This is a genomic window from Pollutimonas thiosulfatoxidans (assembly GCF_004022565.1).
In the GTDB taxonomy this organism is placed as follows: domain Bacteria; phylum Pseudomonadota; class Gammaproteobacteria; order Burkholderiales; family Burkholderiaceae_B; genus Pusillimonas_D; species Pusillimonas_D thiosulfatoxidans.
The window spans coordinates 953,473-971,941 of record NZ_CP022987.1; the positions used below are offsets into that span (position 1 = coordinate 953,473).

At 56.8% G+C, this 18,469-nt stretch carries 13 protein-coding genes and 2 pseudogenes; 5 read left to right on the forward strand and 10 right to left on the reverse strand.

Annotation, left to right across the window (positions count from 1 at the left end; translation table 11 throughout):
- Positions 1-105: 105 nt before the first annotated feature.
- The 3 genes from CKA81_RS04595 to CKA81_RS04605 all read right to left on the reverse strand — a co-directional run bounded on the left by CKA81_RS04595 (position 106) and on the right by CKA81_RS04605 (position 5,400).
- Positions 106-2,238, reverse strand: a complete 2,133-nt coding sequence (locus CKA81_RS04595; protein ID WP_199287581.1) for a DUF3141 domain-containing protein — start codon at positions 2,236-2,238, stop codon at positions 106-108.
- 179 nt (positions 2,239-2,417) lie between these two features.
- Entirely contained in the window at positions 2,418-2,900 is a 483-nt protein-coding gene (locus CKA81_RS17245) for a hypothetical protein (protein WP_228255789.1), read from the reverse strand.
- 163 nt (positions 2,901-3,063) lie between these two features.
- Positions 3,064-5,400 carry a heavy metal translocating P-type ATPase gene (locus CKA81_RS04605; protein ID WP_128354243.1) on the reverse strand — a complete coding sequence of 779 codons (2,337 nt, stop codon included), beginning with the start codon at positions 5,398-5,400 and terminating at the stop codon, positions 3,064-3,066.
- Positions 5,401-6,415: 1,015 nt separating this feature from the next.
- Here CKA81_RS04605 and CKA81_RS04610 point away from each other — a divergent pair.
- Entirely contained in the window at positions 6,416-6,886 is a 471-nt protein-coding gene (locus CKA81_RS04610; RefSeq protein WP_228255790.1) for a JAB domain-containing protein, read from the forward strand.
- Here CKA81_RS04610 and CKA81_RS17525 read toward each other — a convergent pair.
- Positions 6,801-7,019 (reverse strand): DUF1016 N-terminal domain-containing protein, encoded by a 219-nt coding sequence (locus tag CKA81_RS17525; protein WP_128354244.1) that lies wholly within the window; start codon positions 7,017-7,019, stop codon positions 6,801-6,803. The two genes, CKA81_RS04610 and CKA81_RS17525, sit on opposite strands and share 86 nt — an antisense overlap.
- Before the next feature lie 10 nt (positions 7,020-7,029).
- Here CKA81_RS17525 and CKA81_RS04620 point away from each other — a divergent pair.
- Positions 7,030-7,254 (forward strand): annotated as a pseudogene (locus CKA81_RS04620) (VapC toxin family PIN domain ribonuclease); the annotation flags it as partial.
- Positions 7,255-7,345: 91 nt separating this feature from the next.
- Here the strand turns inward: CKA81_RS04620 and CKA81_RS04625 are convergent.
- The 5 genes and pseudogenes from CKA81_RS04625 to CKA81_RS04645 form a co-directional block, all read right to left on the reverse strand.
- On the reverse strand, positions 7,346-7,903 hold the full coding sequence (locus CKA81_RS04625; RefSeq protein ID WP_128354245.1) for a helix-turn-helix domain-containing protein: 558 nt from the start codon (positions 7,901-7,903) through the stop codon (positions 7,346-7,348).
- Between the two features lie 131 nt (positions 7,904-8,034).
- The gene (locus CKA81_RS04630; RefSeq protein ID WP_128354246.1) at positions 8,035-8,439 is read right to left on the reverse strand and encodes a nuclear transport factor 2 family protein; all 405 of its coding nucleotides are present in this window, start codon (positions 8,437-8,439) and stop codon (positions 8,035-8,037) included.
- Between the two features lie 148 nt (positions 8,440-8,587).
- Positions 8,588-10,393: an amidohydrolase gene (locus tag CKA81_RS04635; RefSeq protein WP_228255791.1), complete on the reverse strand. Its 1,806-nt coding sequence runs from the start codon at positions 10,391-10,393 to the stop codon at positions 8,588-8,590.
- Positions 10,394-10,517: 124 nt separating this feature from the next.
- The gene (locus CKA81_RS04640) at positions 10,518-11,420 is read right to left on the reverse strand and encodes an alpha/beta fold hydrolase (RefSeq protein ID WP_128354247.1); all 903 of its coding nucleotides are present in this window, start codon (positions 11,418-11,420) and stop codon (positions 10,518-10,520) included.
- Positions 11,421-11,754: 334 nt separating this feature from the next.
- Positions 11,755-12,698 (reverse strand): annotated as a pseudogene (locus tag CKA81_RS04645) (LysR substrate-binding domain-containing protein).
- Positions 12,699-12,847: 149 nt separating this feature from the next.
- Between CKA81_RS04645 and CKA81_RS04650 the strand changes: the two are divergent.
- The 3 genes from CKA81_RS04650 to CKA81_RS04660 all read left to right on the forward strand — a co-directional run bounded on the left by CKA81_RS04650 (position 12,848) and on the right by CKA81_RS04660 (position 15,439).
- Positions 12,848-13,237 carry a RidA family protein gene (locus CKA81_RS04650; RefSeq protein WP_128354248.1) on the forward strand — a complete coding sequence of 130 codons (390 nt, stop codon included), beginning with the start codon at positions 12,848-12,850 and terminating at the stop codon, positions 13,235-13,237.
- A 65-nt stretch (positions 13,238-13,302) separates the two neighbouring features.
- Complete coding sequence (locus CKA81_RS04655; RefSeq protein ID WP_128354249.1) at positions 13,303-14,310, forward strand: NADP-dependent oxidoreductase; 1,008 nt, start codon at positions 13,303-13,305, stop codon at positions 14,308-14,310.
- A 16-nt stretch (positions 14,311-14,326) separates the two neighbouring features.
- Positions 14,327-15,439, forward strand: coding sequence for an alkene reductase (locus tag CKA81_RS04660; protein ID WP_128354250.1), 1,113 nt, complete (start codon positions 14,327-14,329; stop codon positions 15,437-15,439).
- A 29-nt stretch (positions 15,440-15,468) separates the two neighbouring features.
- On the opposite strand, the gene CKA81_RS04665 is transcribed toward CKA81_RS04660, so the two are convergent.
- A complete protein-coding gene (locus tag CKA81_RS04665) occupies positions 15,469-18,381 on the reverse strand; it encodes an ATP-binding protein (RefSeq protein WP_228255792.1) in 2,913 nt (970 codons plus the stop codon).
- Between the last annotated feature and the right edge of the window lie 88 nt (positions 18,382-18,469).

Below are 18,469 nucleotides of genomic sequence, written 5' to 3' on the forward strand. Positions count from 1 at the left end.
GGCGCCGCATTACCCGCACCGTTAGAACGATTGGCACGGTTTCAGATAATGCGGTTATTTTGTCTTTTGACATACACACGTTCGGTAGATAGGTCTTCGTCGCCTTTAGGACAGTACAGCCTCCTGACTTGCCGCTGCAACATTGAAGACATCTAGCATGTGCGTCAAGCTCGATTCTTCAATCGTCGATAGCGGCCCAAGGCTGCGTAGACGCCCCAATGTTCGCGCGACTTCGCGAATTCGTGCCGGTTCCTCACGCGCGAGTAATTGGGGCAACGCGGCGATTGCTGCGTCGGCATCAATACGGATGATGTTGGCTTGTCGACGTACGATCTCTCGGAAAGAGTCCATGTCAAAGCCACGATCGCAGTCGGGTTGATGCAGCTCAAGCGTCAGGTTGGCACGTCGTTCGTCGATTGAACTGCAGAAGCGGTGAATATAGAATACGGCTCGAATACCTGCCTCGACGGCGCCGCCTTCAGCTACCGAGTTGCGAAGCCCAGCGATTTCTTGCGCCATAAAGGCCCGGTGTTCGGGCGAAACGCTGGGTCGCTTGCGCGAGGGATCGTCATCGGCCGCTTGTCCGGCGAGTGCTTGTACCCAAGATGAGCTGTATATCCATTCAAAAGCCTTTTCGTAGGCGTCGTCGCGAACGTCTCGCCAGAGATTCAACGTCTTTACGATAGCGTCCGACCAAGCTCCCTGGATTTGCAGAAAAGGATTGTCGCCGGCAATGGGTGTGCGTTGCTCGCGGACTTTTTTTGCCGTATCAGCTATGACCGGTGCTAATGGATTGCGATCAGACCACCATTCGTAAGAAAGCCGCAACGGGTGCATGGTCTGTACCCAGTGCGCCGTCTGCGGCGTCACTGCCTGGCGCACCCAGGGCTGGACAAACTGACGGTACAAACCGAGGTTGATCTTCGATACTTGCGCCACAGCGGCGAAACGCCGGTCGCTCTCCGGGTCTGGCTGAACGATTTCACGCACGCTGGCGATGCCTTCACGTTCGATCGACAGCTCATAGCGCTCGGTGGAAAGCGCTGCATCTTTTTGTGAATTTTCCGCAATCGTTGCACGGTAAATGCCGGCGGGCAAGACGTCGATCAAGTCAATGTTGGTGGCGAACTTATGATGCTCTTTGCGACTTACCGCCCCGGAAACGAAGATGCCCAAATGGCCGACGCTTTCGTGAGTGGCGTAGATAATGGTTTGATCGTGCGTGAGCACATCCTTGTCATCGTCGTACAGGTCCGTGATCCAGCCTAGCGCCTGCGGTGGCGGTGTAATGTTGTCGCCATAGGAGCAGAACACCACGATCGGCGAGCGAATGTTGCGCAAGTCGATACGCACGCCGTCCGAGGTGAGCAGTTCGGCCGTGGCAAGACGGTTGCCAATGAACAGATCATCAACGATGTACTGCATCTCCACATCGTTGAGGTAGACGTATCCTCCCCAATATTTTTCAAAGCCCAAGTAGCGTGAGGCCTCGGTGTCGATGTTGGTGTATAGGTGGTGTTGTTTGCTCCATAGCGTGTTGGCTGGATTCAGGTTTTCGAAGTTTTGCACCAACCAGGCGCCATCAAAGCGTCCAGCGCCAAGGTCGCTGGTCATTGCAGTGAGCCAACTGCCACCAAGCAGGCCTGCGGCATAGCGCATGGGGTTACGCCCGCGCCAGCCAGCCCAATACGACAGCGGTGCGCCGGCGACAATGATTGGGCCGAACAATTCGGGGCGCATCGCTGCGGTCATCAGGATCTGCCAGCCCGCTTGGCAATTGCCGATGACGGCCGGTTTGCCCTCGCGGCATGGGTGCGATGCAATCACTTTTTCCAGAAAAGCCGCTTCGGCGTGCATCACGTCCTCGATCGTCTGCCCCGGTACTGGGTCGGGCAAGAAGCCAATGAAATAGCATGGATGGCCGGCGCCGATCACCACACCGATCTCGCTGTCGACTTTAAAGCCGCCAATGCCGGGGCCGTGGCCCGCGCGTGGATCGATCACCACGAAAGGCCGCTTCATGTGGTCCGTGGGCTTATCCTCAGGCGGTATGATCCGTACCAGCCAATAGTTCACGGGACGAGGCAAGTCCCGGCCGGACAGAACCACTTCAGAAGGGAAGTCCAGAACATTCGGAACTTCTTCGCTAAGGTGGGCCTGGTACTGGTTGCCGCGCTGGCGCATCACGTCCGCATAGAGAATGCTTCGTTGCCAGGTATCGACTGTGTACTCCCTCATCGCGTCGACCGACGGCAGTCCAGCAGCTGAAAAAAGCCCCAGAGTATTTCCTGATGGGCCAGCTGTACTGCCTTCTTCTGCTGCATCAGGGCGGACTGTTTTCTGCGGTCTATACGATTTTTCGGTGGTCATGTCGGTTTACCCATCGGTTGGCAACTCATGGCCCTTAAGTAGCTAAACTATTGGGCTGGAGTAGTAGGCGCAGGCATGCGATCCATCATCATTTGCATCATCGACTGCATCATGTCCATGCGCTTTAGCATCATTGTGTGGTCTGCCGCTGATGATTCCGTGGAAGTATTTCCGGCTGTTTGGGGAGACATACTGTCCTTCATTCCCATACCTTGCATTCTGGCAGAAGCCATTCCCATCATTTTCATGCCTTTCTGCATTAGCTCATGGTGCTCGGACATCAGTGCTTGCCGTTCAGCCGGGCTAGCTTTCTGAAATTTTTCATGAAATGCGAGCATCGTCTGCATGTGCGTATCCATTTGCTTTTCTAACAAAGCGGGATTCACATCTGTTTGAGCAGATGCCGACGGCCCACCCGTCGCAGTTACCTCAGGATGGTGGACGTTGTGCTCGGCTGTGGTCTGAGCTGCGGCTAGGGCGCTAGCCGAACCTAAAATAATAGAAGAAACAACTAAACGAACTTTTTTCATGGTGAGCTCCTGGCAGGCAATTTGTAGTCAAGAGGTTGGCTACTGTCTTGACTATACTTGCCATGATCTGTCACAGAGATGTCGCGGTCATTACAAAGCTGTAATGACCGTGGTCTATGTCTACTATTATTGGATGTCGCGCGTACGCAAGGAAAACTCGGCCTTAGACGGATTTTCGCAGTCGTAGTGCGTTAAATACGACTGACGCCGAGCTTAAGCTCATGGCCAATGCAGCGATCAACGGCGAGAGCAAGAGTCCAGTAAACGGATATAAGACACCCGCTGCCAGCGGCACGCCCAGTGCGTTGTAAATGAATGCGAAGCCGAGGTTTTGCTTCATATTGGCCACCGTCATGTTCGATAGGTGTTGAGCCGTGGAGATACCGCGCAGATCCCCTTTGACCAGCGTAATTTGCGCACTATTCATGGCCACGTCGGTGCCCGTTCCCATAGCAATGCCGACGTTTGCTTTGGCAAGAGCCGGCGCATCGTTAATGCCGTCGCCCGCCATGGCGACAATGCGCCCCTCCGATTGGAGCTTGTTAACTAAGTCCAGCTTGTCGGCGGGTTTAACCTCGCCATGGACCTCTTCGATGCCCAGGCGTTGCGCAACGGCTTTCGCGGTCGAGACGCCGTCGCCGGTGGCCATGATGACGCGGATTCCCGCCGCCTTCAGCGTGCGCATCGCTTCAGGCGTACTGCCCTTTATAGGGTCGGAGACGGCCAGCAAGCCCGCCAACCGGCCATCAACTGCCAGATACATGACGCTGGCGCCCGTGGTCCGGAAGGATTCAGCGGTGGTCGTCAACTCCTGGACATTCACGCTTTCTTGCTGCATGAGCGCGGTATTTCCCAATGCCAGCATTTTGCCGTCGACCTGGCCGCGAACGCCAATGCCGCTGCCTGATTCAAAATCGTTAACAGGACTCAAGCTTAAGCCTCGTTCGCGAGCGGCGTCGACGATGGCGTCTGCCAAGGGATGTTCGCTGCCTTGATCCAGGCTTGCTGCAAGGCGCAGCACCTCGTCGGCTTCCATGTCGCCGGCGGGGATGGCTTGCTCGAACGCAGGCCGGCCTTCGGTCAAGGTGCCGGTTTTATCGACAATGAGCGTATCGACTTTGCGCAGGTTTTCGATCGCGGCTGCATCGCGAAAGAGCACGCCTTGCGTGGCGCCTCGGCCCGTCGCCACCATGACGGACATGGGTGTGGCGAGCCCCAATGCACAAGGGCAGGCAATGATCAACACCGCTACGGCGTTGATCAAGCCATAAACCCAGCTTGGCTGTGGACCGAAAATGCCCCAGACAAACAGCGTGGCGATGGCGATGGCGACCACGGCCATGACGAAATAACCGGCCACAAGGTCAGCCATGCGTTGCATCGGTGCGCGGGAGCGCTGCGCCTGGGCGACGAGCTGGACGATTTGCGAGAGCACCGTGGCCGAGCCGACCTTCTCGGCACGGATCACCAGCGCACCAGACGTATTCATGGTTGCCCCGATGACCCTGTCGCCTGGCCGCTTGCTCACCGGCAGAGATTCTCCGGTTAGCATCGACTCATCCAAGGAACTCGTGCCGTCTTCGACAAGGCCATCCACCGGTACCTTTTCGCCTGGGCGCACACGCAAACGATCGCCTTCATGGACGTTCGAAAGCGGTACGTCCTCTTCGGTTCCGTCCGCGTTGATGCGGCGGGCCGTCTTGGGGGCCAGGCCAAGTAAAGACTTGATGGCGGCCGAAGTTTGCGATCGCGCCCGCAGCTCGAGAACCTGGCCGAATAGTGTCAAGGAAATAATGACCACTGCGGCTTCAAAGTAAACGTCAACGCGCCCCATCGACATGAACGTTTCAGGAAATACGCCCGGGGCGACCGTCGCAACGGTGCTGTAGACAAATGCCGCACCTGTGCCCAGCCCAATGAGCGTCCACATGTTAGGGCTGCGGTTGATAATCGATTGCCAGCCACGCACGAAAAATGGCTGCCCCGACCATAACACCACAGGAATCGAGAGCACGAGCTCGATCCACGTTTGCGTCGTTATGTTAAACCAGCCGAGCCGAGGACCGAACATGGCCAGCACAGTGACGACAACGGTAAAGGGCAGCGTCCACCAGAATCTGCGCGAGAAGTCTTTCAGCTCAGGATTATCGTCATCGAGGCTGGGCATAAGCGGCTCGAGCGCCATACCGCACTTCGGACAGCTCCCCGGGTGATCCTGTCGGATTTCGGGATGCATCGGGCAGGTATAGATGGTGCCCGAAGGGACTTGCTCGAGCGCGATTTCCCCTTTGTTTTTTTGTGTGAGGAACTTCTCCGGGTCGCTGTTGAACGTGTCCAGGCATTTCGCGCTGCAAAAATAAAAGGGCCGACCGCCGCGCTCAACATGGTGTGGCGAGCCTTCCGTTACACGCATACCGCACACCGGATCGGTGAGTTGGGAACCAGAGTCTAATTGTGTCACCTTGTGCTGGTGAAGTTGTTCAGATTTGTTCTGCGTCATGACGATAAAAGCCCTTCCAACAGTAGGTGCAAGTCCAGTCCATGTACGGCAAGAACTCTGAGCGTACAGGGACGATTAAGGGGGTAGGTTACATGATGCCAGATACCCACGTGCGTTCAGTCGCTCATCGAGGGTTTAGCGCATTACATTTCTGTCATGGAATTTCCTACAGAGCAACAAACGATCGCGCGCCACCGATTTCGGCTCTTGGCATAACAGTCAACTTGCCGAAGTCAAATACTTTGCATACTGTGAATCTTTCGGTATCTCTTCCCATATTTATTCATGAGACTCCACCGCGACAGAACCCCTATAGGCTTACTTAGCGGCTTAAGAACCCTGACGCGGTTGAGCTGGGATCGCGCTGGTCCAGGCAGGTAATGAACTGGCATGCAATGTACACCCAAAATCAACTAGATGAAGGTGCCGCAAAACTAAATAGAAGGCCACGGCAAACATTAGGATTTAAAGCCCGACGCAAGTATGCAAGTATTTGACGACGCCTTGCACTGACCGCATGAATCCGCCCGACCTGGAGGTAGATTTTTAAAAGCGTACACCAGTAACTTTGGGCCTTCGCTCAGGAATGCGAATTTAGCTTTCGTGCTGCGTGCTAGCCGACGCTAGACATAAACCCGCGTGTAGTTAGATCGCCCATCGGGCGATGGTGGCGCTCGCCGCGCGGCCGGTATCTACAGTGAACCAATACATGGTCGTGATCCCCGCTGCAATGAGCTCGCCGCCTAGAACGCCAACTGTATCACTGCACTCCCACACTTCAAGCGCTTTCGCGGCATAAACGGCCGTCTCCCCGCAGCGCGGGTCCCTTCCATTTATTCCACGGTCCCTTTCCGTTCGTCGCTACGTGATTCAGCACGGCAAGGCGACGAACTCACGGCAACGGCGGCAACCCCGCAGGAACCGTATTACTGCGAACGCCGAAAACCTACGACCAGGCTCGGAATCTTCGGCCCCGGTCAGCAGGAAAACCAACCGGCTTTTGAAGGATAGAACTATGGAACACGTTAACCACAATGCAGCTTTGGGCTATGACAACATGAACGCAGGGCAGACGCTCTATGTGCGCAGCCCATCGGGCCGGTATCATGCCGCGACCGATTCGCACGTACTGGCCGCCGCGAGGATCGCCGCTGAAAGCCTAATTAGTGATCGGGCAGCAATGGGAAACCCGGACACCGTCAAACGGTATTTTCAATCGAAACTGTCGGGAATGGGGCACGAAGTCGCCGCTGTGCTGTATCTGAACAGCCAGTTTAAGGTGATTCGTTACATGGAAATGAGCCATGGAACGCTGACGCAGGCCAGCGTATACCCGCGCGAAATCGTTAAAACCGCGCTACGCCTGGATGCTGCTGCAATCATCATGTCGCACAACCATCCTAGCGGCGTACCCGAAGTACTGTGCGGCTCCAGCCATTCTCGACATAGGCTTGCGCATACAAAATGGCGGTGTTCACCGACTTGATTTTGGCCAGCAGGGTGCGCACATGCCCCCATGGCATTTGTCCCACAGGCTGTGGGACAAATTCAAACTGTGGGCTGAAAAAAGCATATAACTGACGCATGGCGAAAAGACTGGTGCGCGAAAAACCCTTCATGCCCGGGTAGGTGTTTAAGGATCGTGTCCTGCCGTTTGATACGGATGCAGCGCGCCACTACGCCGACCTGGCCTTTACGGCCCGGAGCGGTGGGCGTGGTTTGCCCACGCCAGACGGCTACATCGCAGCCGTTGCGGCCTCCCGGGGCTTCATCGTGGCATCGCGTGACACTTCGCCCTATGAAGCGGCCGGCGTGAAAGTAATCGACCCTTGGGAAGATCACAAAAAAACGTAAGCCCGGCGTGATGGTGTCGCAAGCGTGGGTACCTTGGCAGACTTGGCGAATTGCCACGTCATGGCCTAACGCCCGGGGAATGTGCTGCACATTAATTCGTCCGAAGACAATGTACGCGCCGCCATTCACCCGGCGTCATCCCCACCCGTTGCCTAAACATGCGCGTGAGATGGGACTGATCGCACATCCCGCAATCCAGGGCAATCTCACAAAGGGAATGGCTGCTCGTCAGCATCATTTGCTGAGCGCGCTCGATGCGCAATCTTGCGATATAGGCGAATGGGGTCTGGCCGAACGTTTCCTTGAAAGTTCGAAAGAAGTGCCCGGGACTTAATCCGGTGAGCGCAACCAGATCAGGACTCCTGATAGGCTGTTCCAAATTCTCCTCGATGAAAGCTGTCAAGCGTTTGGCCTGCCAGGCCGGCAGTCCGCCGCGGAATGCGCTTTCGCTCTTGGGTCCGCGTTCGCGCTCCAGGCTGGCACTAAGCAAGGCCGTCGCGCGGGACAAGCAGGCTTGTGCAGCATCTCGATCGAGCTCAACTTTGGATTGGGCTGCGGTGAGCAACTCGAGCAAAGTCGCTGTCAGAATAACCCCACCGTGGCTGCTCTGTTCATGAGCCCCGGTGGCTAACTCTGCATAATTTGTCATGGCATTTTCTCCGCTTGTGATCGTTTAGGGATCTCGATCCACGTAAGGAAGATGATCGGGCAGAACTGCCCAAATGCTAAGTAAAGTGTTGAGAAATCCCGTAAAGCAGGTGTCTCGCGGACTTCGTCGTTCTACGCTGAACTGCGTAACGATCCATCAAAAGGGGAGGTGCCGGAGAGATCGCGCAGAACGATCAACTGCACGATCTTGTCGTCGGCCAGAGTGAAGTAGAGCAGGACTTCCAGCGGATCCGGCAGCCCACGCTTATCGAATGTTCCGTCGGCATGAGCGGCAACAACGCAGTGACCGTAATGTTGAAGGCAATGAATGGGGTGTAGCGTCAGTTGCTCCCCGATAACGTCACGCTGGGCCCAGCTGCACAGTTCGGCCAACCCGCGCCATTGCTGTAACTGATCGTTGACGATGGAATCCGCCGCGAAGACGTCAAGGACACGGGATAGGTCCCCCGCATTGGTTGCCTCTATGAACTGTGCGACTATTTTGGGAAGAATCAAACCGCTAGACTGACGAGCCATGCAAACACCCCTCGCAGGGCGTACGGCCCCTGAATGACGTCCTTTTATTCTCCGAGGTCGCAGACCGGAGCGCTCGTGAAGTGGTGTAAAGCCGTGTAAACCGCGAGGGCGCGCCTTGATTGTTTGAAAGCGCAATCACTGGGCCGGCTCATCTGGGCTCGTAGTGGTTCCCAAGATATTTAATGGGCGACCAGGCGGGAAGTATGTCCGGCAGGGACGGTGTAAGGGTGCTGTAGTCTTGCGCACCGAACACCACCCTGCCATCCATGACGGTCAAAACCGACGATACATACTTGATCTGATCCTCGGGCACTGTGAAGTAGTCTCTGTCCAAGAGAGCGAAATCTGCCAGATTGCCCGGTGCAATCATGCCCATTTCGGCTTCTGCGTTCATGAACCACGCTGGACCACTGGTGAATAGTTTCAGCGCCTCGGCGCGAGAGAGGCGGTTGTTCGCGGCAAGCACTTCGGATCCGGAAACCGACCGCCCGGACACCATCCAGCTGATGCCGACCCACGGGTTAAAGGTGGAGGCCCGATAAGCATCGGTGCTCATGGCCAGAGGGACGCCACTGTCGACGAGCTGGCGCAGGCGCGGAGTTTTCAAAGCCATTTCGCGGCCGTGGGTTTCGATAAAACCATCTCCGTGCAGCGCCATCTTGGTATCCAAGGCAATTCCGCCGCCGAGCGCTTTGACCCTGGCGATGTTCTCCGGGCTAATAGTTTCAGCGTGCTCAATGCTCCACTTCAGGGCGGCTAGGGGAGACGTTTCGTTCATCTCCTCCACTGCATCAAGGAAGGGAGAAATGTTTTCGTCGTAGCTGATGTGCATCCGAAAAGGAATTCGCCGCTGAACCAGCTTTCTCACGTCCTGTTCGACGTGTTGCCGCATGACTTTGGGATCAATGATGACCGCCGGGCGGTCGAAATTCTCGTGATCGTGCACGTGTAAAGCCAGCACTTCTCCTGCACCTCGATACACCTGGCCATGCGCCAATGTTGGGTGCAGATTATGCCCGGGGCTGACGGGCGCAGTTTTGGTGATCGCTTCAATTTGTGCGTCAACCATGTTCATTGGGGTGCCGTCACCGAACTGCATGTCCACGAAGGGCATGCGCACGTTAAGGCGGTCGTCGCGGGCAAGCACATCTACGGTGGCCTGGGCGTTAGGGTAGCCCCTGTTGCCAGCATCAATGACCGAGGTAACCCCGAAACGATTGAGACCGTGGATGGCATGGATCAGCGCGCTCACCTGTTCATCGAAAGAAGGTTGCGGGACCATAGTCTCCATGGCGATAAACGTGAAGGTGTAGCCATGGACTACACCCGTGTAGTTTCCCTGGTCGTCCTTCTCGAACTCAGTGCCGGGCAATTCAGGAAAACGATCAGTGCCCACGCCGAATGCCTCCATCGCTTGCTCGTTCAAGAAGGCGCGGTTATAGGCGTACTGCACGATAAGAGGGCGGTTCGGCACCGCCTTACGCAGTTCTTTCATAGTGGGGAATCGATTCTCCTCGAACTGGTAGGGCGACCAGCCTCCGATCACCTTGACCCAGTGACCCGCCGGCGTTCGCCTTGCCTGCTCGCTTAGCATGGTCAATGCCCGCCGAAGCGTGGGCACGCCGTCCCAACGTACGTTGTAAGTGAAGCTGCTCTCATTGAGCACGTGGGTGTGGGCATCGCTGATACCCGGGATCATTCTGCGACCGCCAGCGTCGATGATCTTGGTGCTGGAGCTTTGCAGATCAAGAATTTCGGCGTCGGCGCCGACTGAGTAAATGCGGCCATGCTTCACTGCCAAGGCAGACGCTTCGGGCTGGGCGGGATTGCCTGTGAAAATCCTTGCATTGAACACGATCAAGTCTGCGCCCGGAGGCTCCTGCCCGGACTGTGCCTGGATGGCAGAAGCGCAAAGAACTGCCATTAATGCGATCAATAATCTTTTAATCATCATTTCTATCCTCGTTCGAGTGATATTTTCGAAGCGCAAGCAAAGTCGGGCTAAGCACTGTGTGAGTAGGCGGAGGCCGCTCAAGACCACGGCGCTTATTATTGGACGATCGTCCGAAATTTGAAGATTAGGGCCGTATTGATGGACGGACTATCGGCTCGAGAAATTCGCGCATCAAGGTAGCCACTTCTTGCGCATGCGTCTCTAAAGCAAAATGTCCTGCGTCGAGGAGGTGAATTTGCGCATTCGGCAGATCCCGCCTGTAAGCGTCAGCGCCTGCAGGCAGGAATGCGGGATCATGACGACCCCAAACGGCCAGGAGCGGCGGGAGGTGCTCGCGAAAGTAAGCCTGGAAAGCCGGATACAGCGCAACGTTGTTGCGGTAGTCGAGGATCAGATCAAGCTGGATGTCCTCCGCGCCTGGGCGCGCCATGTAGGCGATGTCAAGTTCGTAGCCATCGGGCGACAAGTGCTGCTGATCCGCTCCGGTGCCATACTGCCAGTTGCGGATCGTGTCCGGTGCGAGCGACGGTCGGCAGGCTTCCCGGTTGCTCGCGGTTGGGTCGCGCCAATAGGCTTCCCATGGCCCCCATTCGTCACTGAAACCCTCGACGTAGGCGTTGCCGTTCTGTGAAATGATGGCCAACACTCGCTCGGGATTGCGCATCGCAAGGCGCAGCCCTACCGGGGCACCATAGTCGAAAATATAAATCGCGTATCGGTCGAGCAACATGGCAGCGGTAAAACCTTCGATAACATCGGTCATGCTGTCGAAGGTGTAGTCAAACGTTCCGCGCGGGGGCGCCTTGGTTTGTCCGAATCCCGGTAAATCAGGTGCGATGAGCCGGAATCGGTCAGCCAGCAGAGGAATCAAGTCGCGGAACATATGGCTGGCACTGGGAAAACCGTGCAAGAGCAGGATCACCGGCGCATTCCTGGGCCCTGCTTCACGGTAGAAAACTTCGACGCCACCAACATCTCGAAATCCGTAGCGTGTTCTCGTCAATTCGGTATCAAGTTCTTGAGTCATTTCTTTATCCTCTGTTTGTGTCGACACCGCCGGCTACGTTGTCTCTCCGAGCTCGTATGTCGGGCGCGATTACGTCGTGGTCACTATCTCGCAAGCCGCCATTCGTTTATTGGACTGGCCTGCTGTTATAGAAGGGTCGTGAGATGAGCTGGGGCAGAGGTATACGTTATGTGATGGAGCTACTTGACACATCCATCCATGGCTCTCTCCAGGGACGACGCCACGGCTCGGGACACTAGTTCTATCGGTCAGACCGCAGGCGCCCCGATCTTCGGGCTGCTGATGGATTGGTTAAGGATGCCGAGACCATACTGTGGCCTGAGCGGTGCTGACTCTAGGAGTCTGCACCGACGCGTAATGGAGGTCTGGATACGACAGGCGCGTGCTGGGCCATCAACTCGACGAGCCAGTCGATAAACACACGTAGTTTTGCACTGACGTGTCGGTTCTGGGGAAAGGCGACGTACATTGGCATCGGATCAATCTGCCAATCCGTAAACAACGGGATCAGCTCTCCCCGCGCCACGTGCGCCTGGGACATGTAGGACGGCAGCCAGAGGGCGCCGAGCCCCGCCAGGCCTGCCGCTAGATAGGCATTGCCATCGTTAACCACCAGAGCGGGTCGCGCCTGCACGTCAATGCTTTCGCCGTCACGACGTATGGTGCTCGGGAACACGCGCCGGGTGCCCGACCATGACAAGCCCACGATACGGTGCTGCGGCAGTTCCAACTCTCTGGGGTGATCGGGGTGGCCCTCGCGGGCGAGATAACACGGCGCAGCATACACCGCCAGCGGTAAGTCCGCCGCGTGTCGCGCGACCAGGGACAGATTGGTAATCTCCCCCCGCGTACGACGCAATCCACGTTCTCGTCAATTAAGTCCACCACACGATCAGTGACACCAAGATGCAGGTGAATGTCAGGATGCTTGGCGTGAAAGGCTGGCAATGCCGGCACCAGAATCATGCTGGCAAAGGGACTAGGGACGTCGACCCGCAGTCTGCCACGGGGCGACGCCAGGGCGCCGGATAGACTGGTTTCCGCATCGTCCATGTCGGCCAACAGGCGTAACACACGTTCGTAATAAGCCGCGCCGTCAGGGGTTACGTTGACTTTGCGTGTCGTGCGATTCAGTAACGTGACGCGCAGGCGCGCCTCCAGTTGCTGCACCAGCTGCGTCACGGTCGTCTTGCTCAGGTGCAGAGTTTCCGCCGCCTTGGTGAAACTGCCTGTTTCCACGACCCGGGCAAAGGCCTGCATGGCATCGAAACGGTCCATCTATGCTCCCCCACTCTGGCATTGTTTGGGATTCACAAACAGTGTTATGTGTGTTTGCCAGTTTATCAGTTCAGTTCCTGTCATTAACATTCTCACATTCACACACACACACGGCGGGCATTGGCCCAATAAAAGAAGGAATCAGTTCCATGACAGCACGCAACGTTATTTTTCCACCTGGACGCCAGGCCCTTTATGAACGGCATCGCTACTCGCCTGCAATTCAGGCTAATGGGTTTGTGTTCGTTTCTGGCCAGGTTGGCAGCCTCGAAGACGGCTCGCCCCAACAAGGATTGAAAGAGCAGGTACGAGTGGCTTTTGAAAACCTGAACGCCATTCTGGTGGCCGCCGGATGCAGCTTCGACGACGTGGTCGATGTCACGGTTTTTATGATCGACCCGCAATCGACGTTTGAGGAAATTTGGCAGGTGGTGCCCGAGTACTGGGGCGAAGCACCATATCCGACCTTGACCGCAGTGGGGGCCACCTGGCTGTCTGGATTTGATTTTGAAATCAAGATAATCGCCAAGCTGCCGTAGAAAGATCACAACGATCTTCAACCCCAACAAAGAAATCATTACGTCAAGTTACCGAGGTATTCATCATGTCGACACGTCATGCCTGGCGCCTGGCACGCCGTCCAGCTGGTTCAATCGTTGCAGACGATTTTCGATTCGGATCCGAGTCTATCCCTGAACTGAGCGACGGGCAGTTCCTGCTTCGCGTCCGCTACTTGTCATTAGATCCGGCACAGCGAGTTTTCATCAGCGATCAGGAGCAGTTCTTGCCACCTGTCGAGCTTGGGGCTCCGATGCGCGGCCTGGTGGTCGGGATCGTGGAAAGAAGTAAAAAGGAAGGTATTGCGGAAGGCACAATACTAAGCGGTGTCGGCGAATGGGCTGACTATATAGTCAGCGACGGCACCGGTCTTACAGAGCTCGCCGCTTTCCCGGGACTGAGTCTGGCGGAGACGTTCGGGACATTCAGTCTCGTAGGGCCCACCGCTTACTTCGGTCTTCTCGATATCGCCAATCCCCAGTCAGGGGAAACCTTGGTCGTTTCAGCGGCAGCCGGTGGCGTGGGCCAGATCGTCGGGCAGATCGGCAAACTGAAAGGCTGCCGGGTGATCGGCATTGCGGGGGGGCCGGAAAAATGTGCGTTCGTCACCGAGCAACTGGGTTTCGATGCCTGCATCGATTACAAATCTGTGGATGTCGGCGAAGCGCTGGATCAGCTGGCACCTGAAGGCGTAGATATCTATTTCGAGCAGGTGGGTGGCCCGATCCGAAACGCCGTCATGGAACGCATGAAGATGTTCGGTCGCGTGTCGCTTTGCGGAATTATTTCCGAATACAACGCGACAGACGCCGATACACAGCCCAGTTTTTGGTGGACCATCATGATGCGACGCCTGACTGTCCGTGGATTTATATTCGATGATTATCGGACCCGTTTCCCAGAAGCAATGGAAAACATGGCGGCCTGGATGCAGAGCGGCGATCTCACGACACGGCAAGACATACGGCAGGGGCTCGCGAACGCACTGTCATCGCTGCAAGATCTCTATTCGGGGCGGAATTTCGGCAAATTGCTTCTTGAAGTGACGCCTTAAGGGGCTGTATTGATTTATGAAAACTCTCTTTACCGACTATGACCTTTCGGGGCTGCAGCTAACGAATCGTATAGTCATGGCTCCCATGACCCGATCACGGACTGCAGACACTGTTCCTGATGAGGAAACGGCGCGGTACTACGCACAACGCGCGGGCGCTGGTCTGATCGTCACCGAAGGCGCTCAGGTTTCTCGCCAAGGTGTTGGCTATTTGTTTACTCCAGGCATCTACATGAAGGAGCAGGCAGCAGGCTGGAAAAAGGTGACGCGTGCTGTGCATGAGCAAGGCGGGAAGATTTTTAGCCAGCTTTGGCACGTTGGCCGCATCTCTCATGCTTCCTTGCATGAAAACGGAGTATCACCTGTCGGCCCTACGTCCAAGATGGCAGAGAATACGACGTCATTCGCTTATGATGAAAACGGTAACCCTGGCTCTGTGCAAGTCAGCCGACCGCGACCGCTATTGACCAGCGAGATAAAAAGTACTGTCCAGGACTTTGCTAATGCGGCGGAGAAAGCCATGGAGGCTGGTTTTGATGGGGTCGAAGTCCACGGTGCCAATGGCTATTTGATTGAGCAGTTTATCAATGCAGGTATCAACGACCGGGATGACCAATACGGAGGAGGCACGATTGGAGGGCGGCTGCGTTTTGCTCTGGAAGTAGTAGAGGCGGTGGTTGCTCAGGTAGGTGCTGGGAGGGTGGGGCTTCGCATTTCACCGTTCAATCGTACTTTCGACATGCCTGCTTTCGAAGGTGAGGGAGAGACATGGATCGCACTTGCGCATGAACTATCCAAGCGGAGTCTGGCATACGTACATATAAGCAATCGCGATGCGCTGACTGCAAACCAAGAGGGGAGCGTATTTTTGAGGCGATTCAGAGTAGCGTATGCCGGGACGTTGATCTTGGCTGGTTTGTACACGAAGGAAGCGGCTCAGAGGGACGTCCGTGAAGGCCTCACGGATCTGGTCGCGTTCGGTCGCCCCTTTATTTCTAATCCTGACCTGGTCGAACGGCTAAAAAATGATTGGCCAGTGACCATTCCCGATCCCAGCACCTTCTACGGCGGAGATCATGTGGGCTATACAGATTATCCGGTGTATGAAACTTGGCTGGAGCGCTCGTGAAGTGGTGTAAAGCCGTGCAAACCGCGAGATCAATCCGAGGCATGATCAGCCCTTGCGGCCGGGCGCCAGGCTTCGATCAACTGCCTGGCGTTCTTGAGATCGCGGGTTTCGTATCCTTCCGTAAAGCGGTCGTATACCTGCGACACGATCGCGTAGGCTTCGTCAGTCTTCCCTTCGCTTGTAAGCATCGCACCTAAAGCCATGGCCGAGCGCAACTCCAGACTGAGCGCGCCTTGATTGTTTGCAAGCGCAATCGAATGCCGCAACATCGCCTGCGCCGCGCGTGCATCCAACCGACCGGAGGCGAGCCCGATTTGCGCGCGCGTACGCAACAGCTCAGGCCTGTCGTAGGATTCATGTCCCGCCTCGGCTCGTTCCAGCGCCGCCGAGATCATCGCTTCAGCCTCCAGGATCTCACCGCATTCGAGCAGTGCCTCGGACATGGATCGGCTGAGCATCGCCGTCAGCAAGATACGTCCCTCCCCATGCAAGATACCCAGCGCTTCACGAAACTTGTTTACCGCCGTCTGGAACTCTCTGCGGATGAGGGCCACTTCGCCGGCGAGCGTCATACCCCATGCCACGTATGGACCGAAGGAGTAGCGACTGACGTATTGGATAAGACGGTTCAGCAGTGTCTCCGATTCCTTTACGTCTCCCCGCCAAAGAAAAACCGTCGAAGCGTATAGCAGTTCGGCTACCGACACGTTAACCGGCTGCTCGTTCTGCCCAGCCTCCTTGACCGCCTGATGTGCAACTTGAGCGGCGCGGTCGCTGGCACCGCTCAACCACAGCGCGCGTGCCAGGACGATGAGTGCACGGGTTCGGTGCCCATAACCATACATATCGATTTTCGTCACGCCACGCGCTGCGGCATGCTTGAAGCCTTCTTCGATGTGGCGTATGGCGCCCGGTTGATCTCCGGCCAGAAGATAAGCACACCCCAGCATCCACTCGGACATGACGATGCCTGCGGGAGAATCCACCTTGCGGGCCAGCTCGATACTGCGCAAGCTCACCTCTACCGCCGCACGAGAGTTACTGACTTCGATCATAAAGATATGCATGCCGGCGAGCAGGCCGAGTTCGCGTTCGTGATCGTTCAAGGTCCGCGCGAGGCATAGCGCGCGCTCAATAGAATTGCGGACTTCATCTCTGCTGCCCCTAGTCAATAGTGCGGAGATCGCCAGCGCTTCCTGCAAGATGAGGTGTGCCTCGGAACTGTCGTTTGGGTCCAGTTGGAATAGCGCGGCCTGGCACCAGCGATGGCACTCATCCAGCAGCGACAAGTCCAGAAAAAGCGGAGCAGCGAGTACCGCCAGACGAACCCCCAGCTCGCCGTCACCTGCGTCGGAGAATGCCCATACAAGTGCAGTGCGGATGTTGCCCACCAGCATCACATCACGGTCCGCGGCCCGACGGTCGATCTCGCGACCACTGCTTTGATCGAGTTGCTCAATGAGGTAATTGGCAAGTTTCCGAGAGACGGTGTCGAGCTCTCCTGAGTCCGCGAGTTTTACCGACGCGTACGTACGGGTCGTATCCAGGAGGCGCAGATAGCTCGAGCCGTTGAACGTTGATGGCGACAGCAGCGACTTGTCGATGAGGCTTGTGATTGCCGTTGCCGCTTCGACTTCCGTGAGGGCCGCGTCCGCTGCGATTCTTTGTGCCGCAGCCAGGGGAAACGGACCGACGAACACTGACGACCGATATAGCACGCTGCGTTCGCGCTCGGACAGCAGGTTATAACTCCAATCAAGCATCGCCTGTAGCGTCTGATGCCGGGGTGGTGCGCTACGTCTTCCCTGCCACAGGAGATTGAAGCGGCTGTCGATCAGCTCTGCGGTTCCGAGCAAGCCATGCGAGCGCACCCGACCGGCTGCCCATTCGATAGCCAAGGCAATGCCATCCATCTTTCGGCAGATCTCGACGGCCAGCGGGGCAGTCTCGTCCGTCAGTAGCTCCTGCACGCCGCTTGCCGTCACACGATCCATGAAAAGCTGGACGGCGGGAAACTGCAACGCAGCCGACGCTGTCATCCCATCCCCGATAGGCGGAACATCGAGCGGTGGAAGGATGTGGACGTGCTCGCCCTCGACACGCAGCAACTCACGGCTGGTCGCAAGCAAGTGGGTTTGAGGCGTGGATTTGTAAAGCCATTCCCCCAGGGCCGCAGTCTCGTCGATGAGGTGCTCGCAATTGTCCAGGACAAGCAACGCCCTGCGGGCACCAAGAAATGCCAGGATACTCGGTTTAGGATCTTGCACTTGCACCTTCAGGCCAAGCACGGAAGCAATCGCGGTTGGAACGACCGACGCGTCAGTGACCGAGGCCAGATCGACGTAATACACCGCGCCACCAAAGGCATCGATCAAGGTATGCGCCACGGAGATCGCGACAGTCGTTTTCCCCATTCCACCTGGACCAATGATGCTCACGAATCGATGCTTTGCGAGCAACTCGACGAGCACCTGCACCGAAACGTCGCGTCCAATGAGCCGTCCGAGTCGCTCGGGCAAGGAGTGCTCTGCGGCGGAAACCGGCGGTCGCGTGGCCCCCAGTTCCCGGGACGGAGACTGGGAAGGCACTCGGGTTACGGGAGCGACGAAGCAATACCCGCGGCCTGGAAGGTTGACGACGTAGCGCGCGCCGCCTTCGCCATCACCCAGACACTTGCGCAGGCTGGCGATATTGACGCGCAGGTTCGTCTCGTCGACTACCAACCCTGCCCAAGCGCGCGCGATCAACTCCCGCCGCGAAAGGACGTCCCCAGCCCGCTCGACCAACGCAATCAGTATATCGAGCGAGCGGCTGCCCACTTTGACCGCCACCCCGTTTCGTTGCAGCAGCCGGCCCGCCATGTGTAGACGAAACGGGCCAAACTCGACAATCTCGTCACCCGCGGCTATGCCGGGTCTGGGGTGCAAATGAGTGTTTTCCACGCTACGGGCTCCGTAATGCCCCCCGCAAGTCTTCGGTAGTGGGGCTTCGGTTTTCTGCGAGGATAGCAGTATTGTGCGAGGAGAGCAG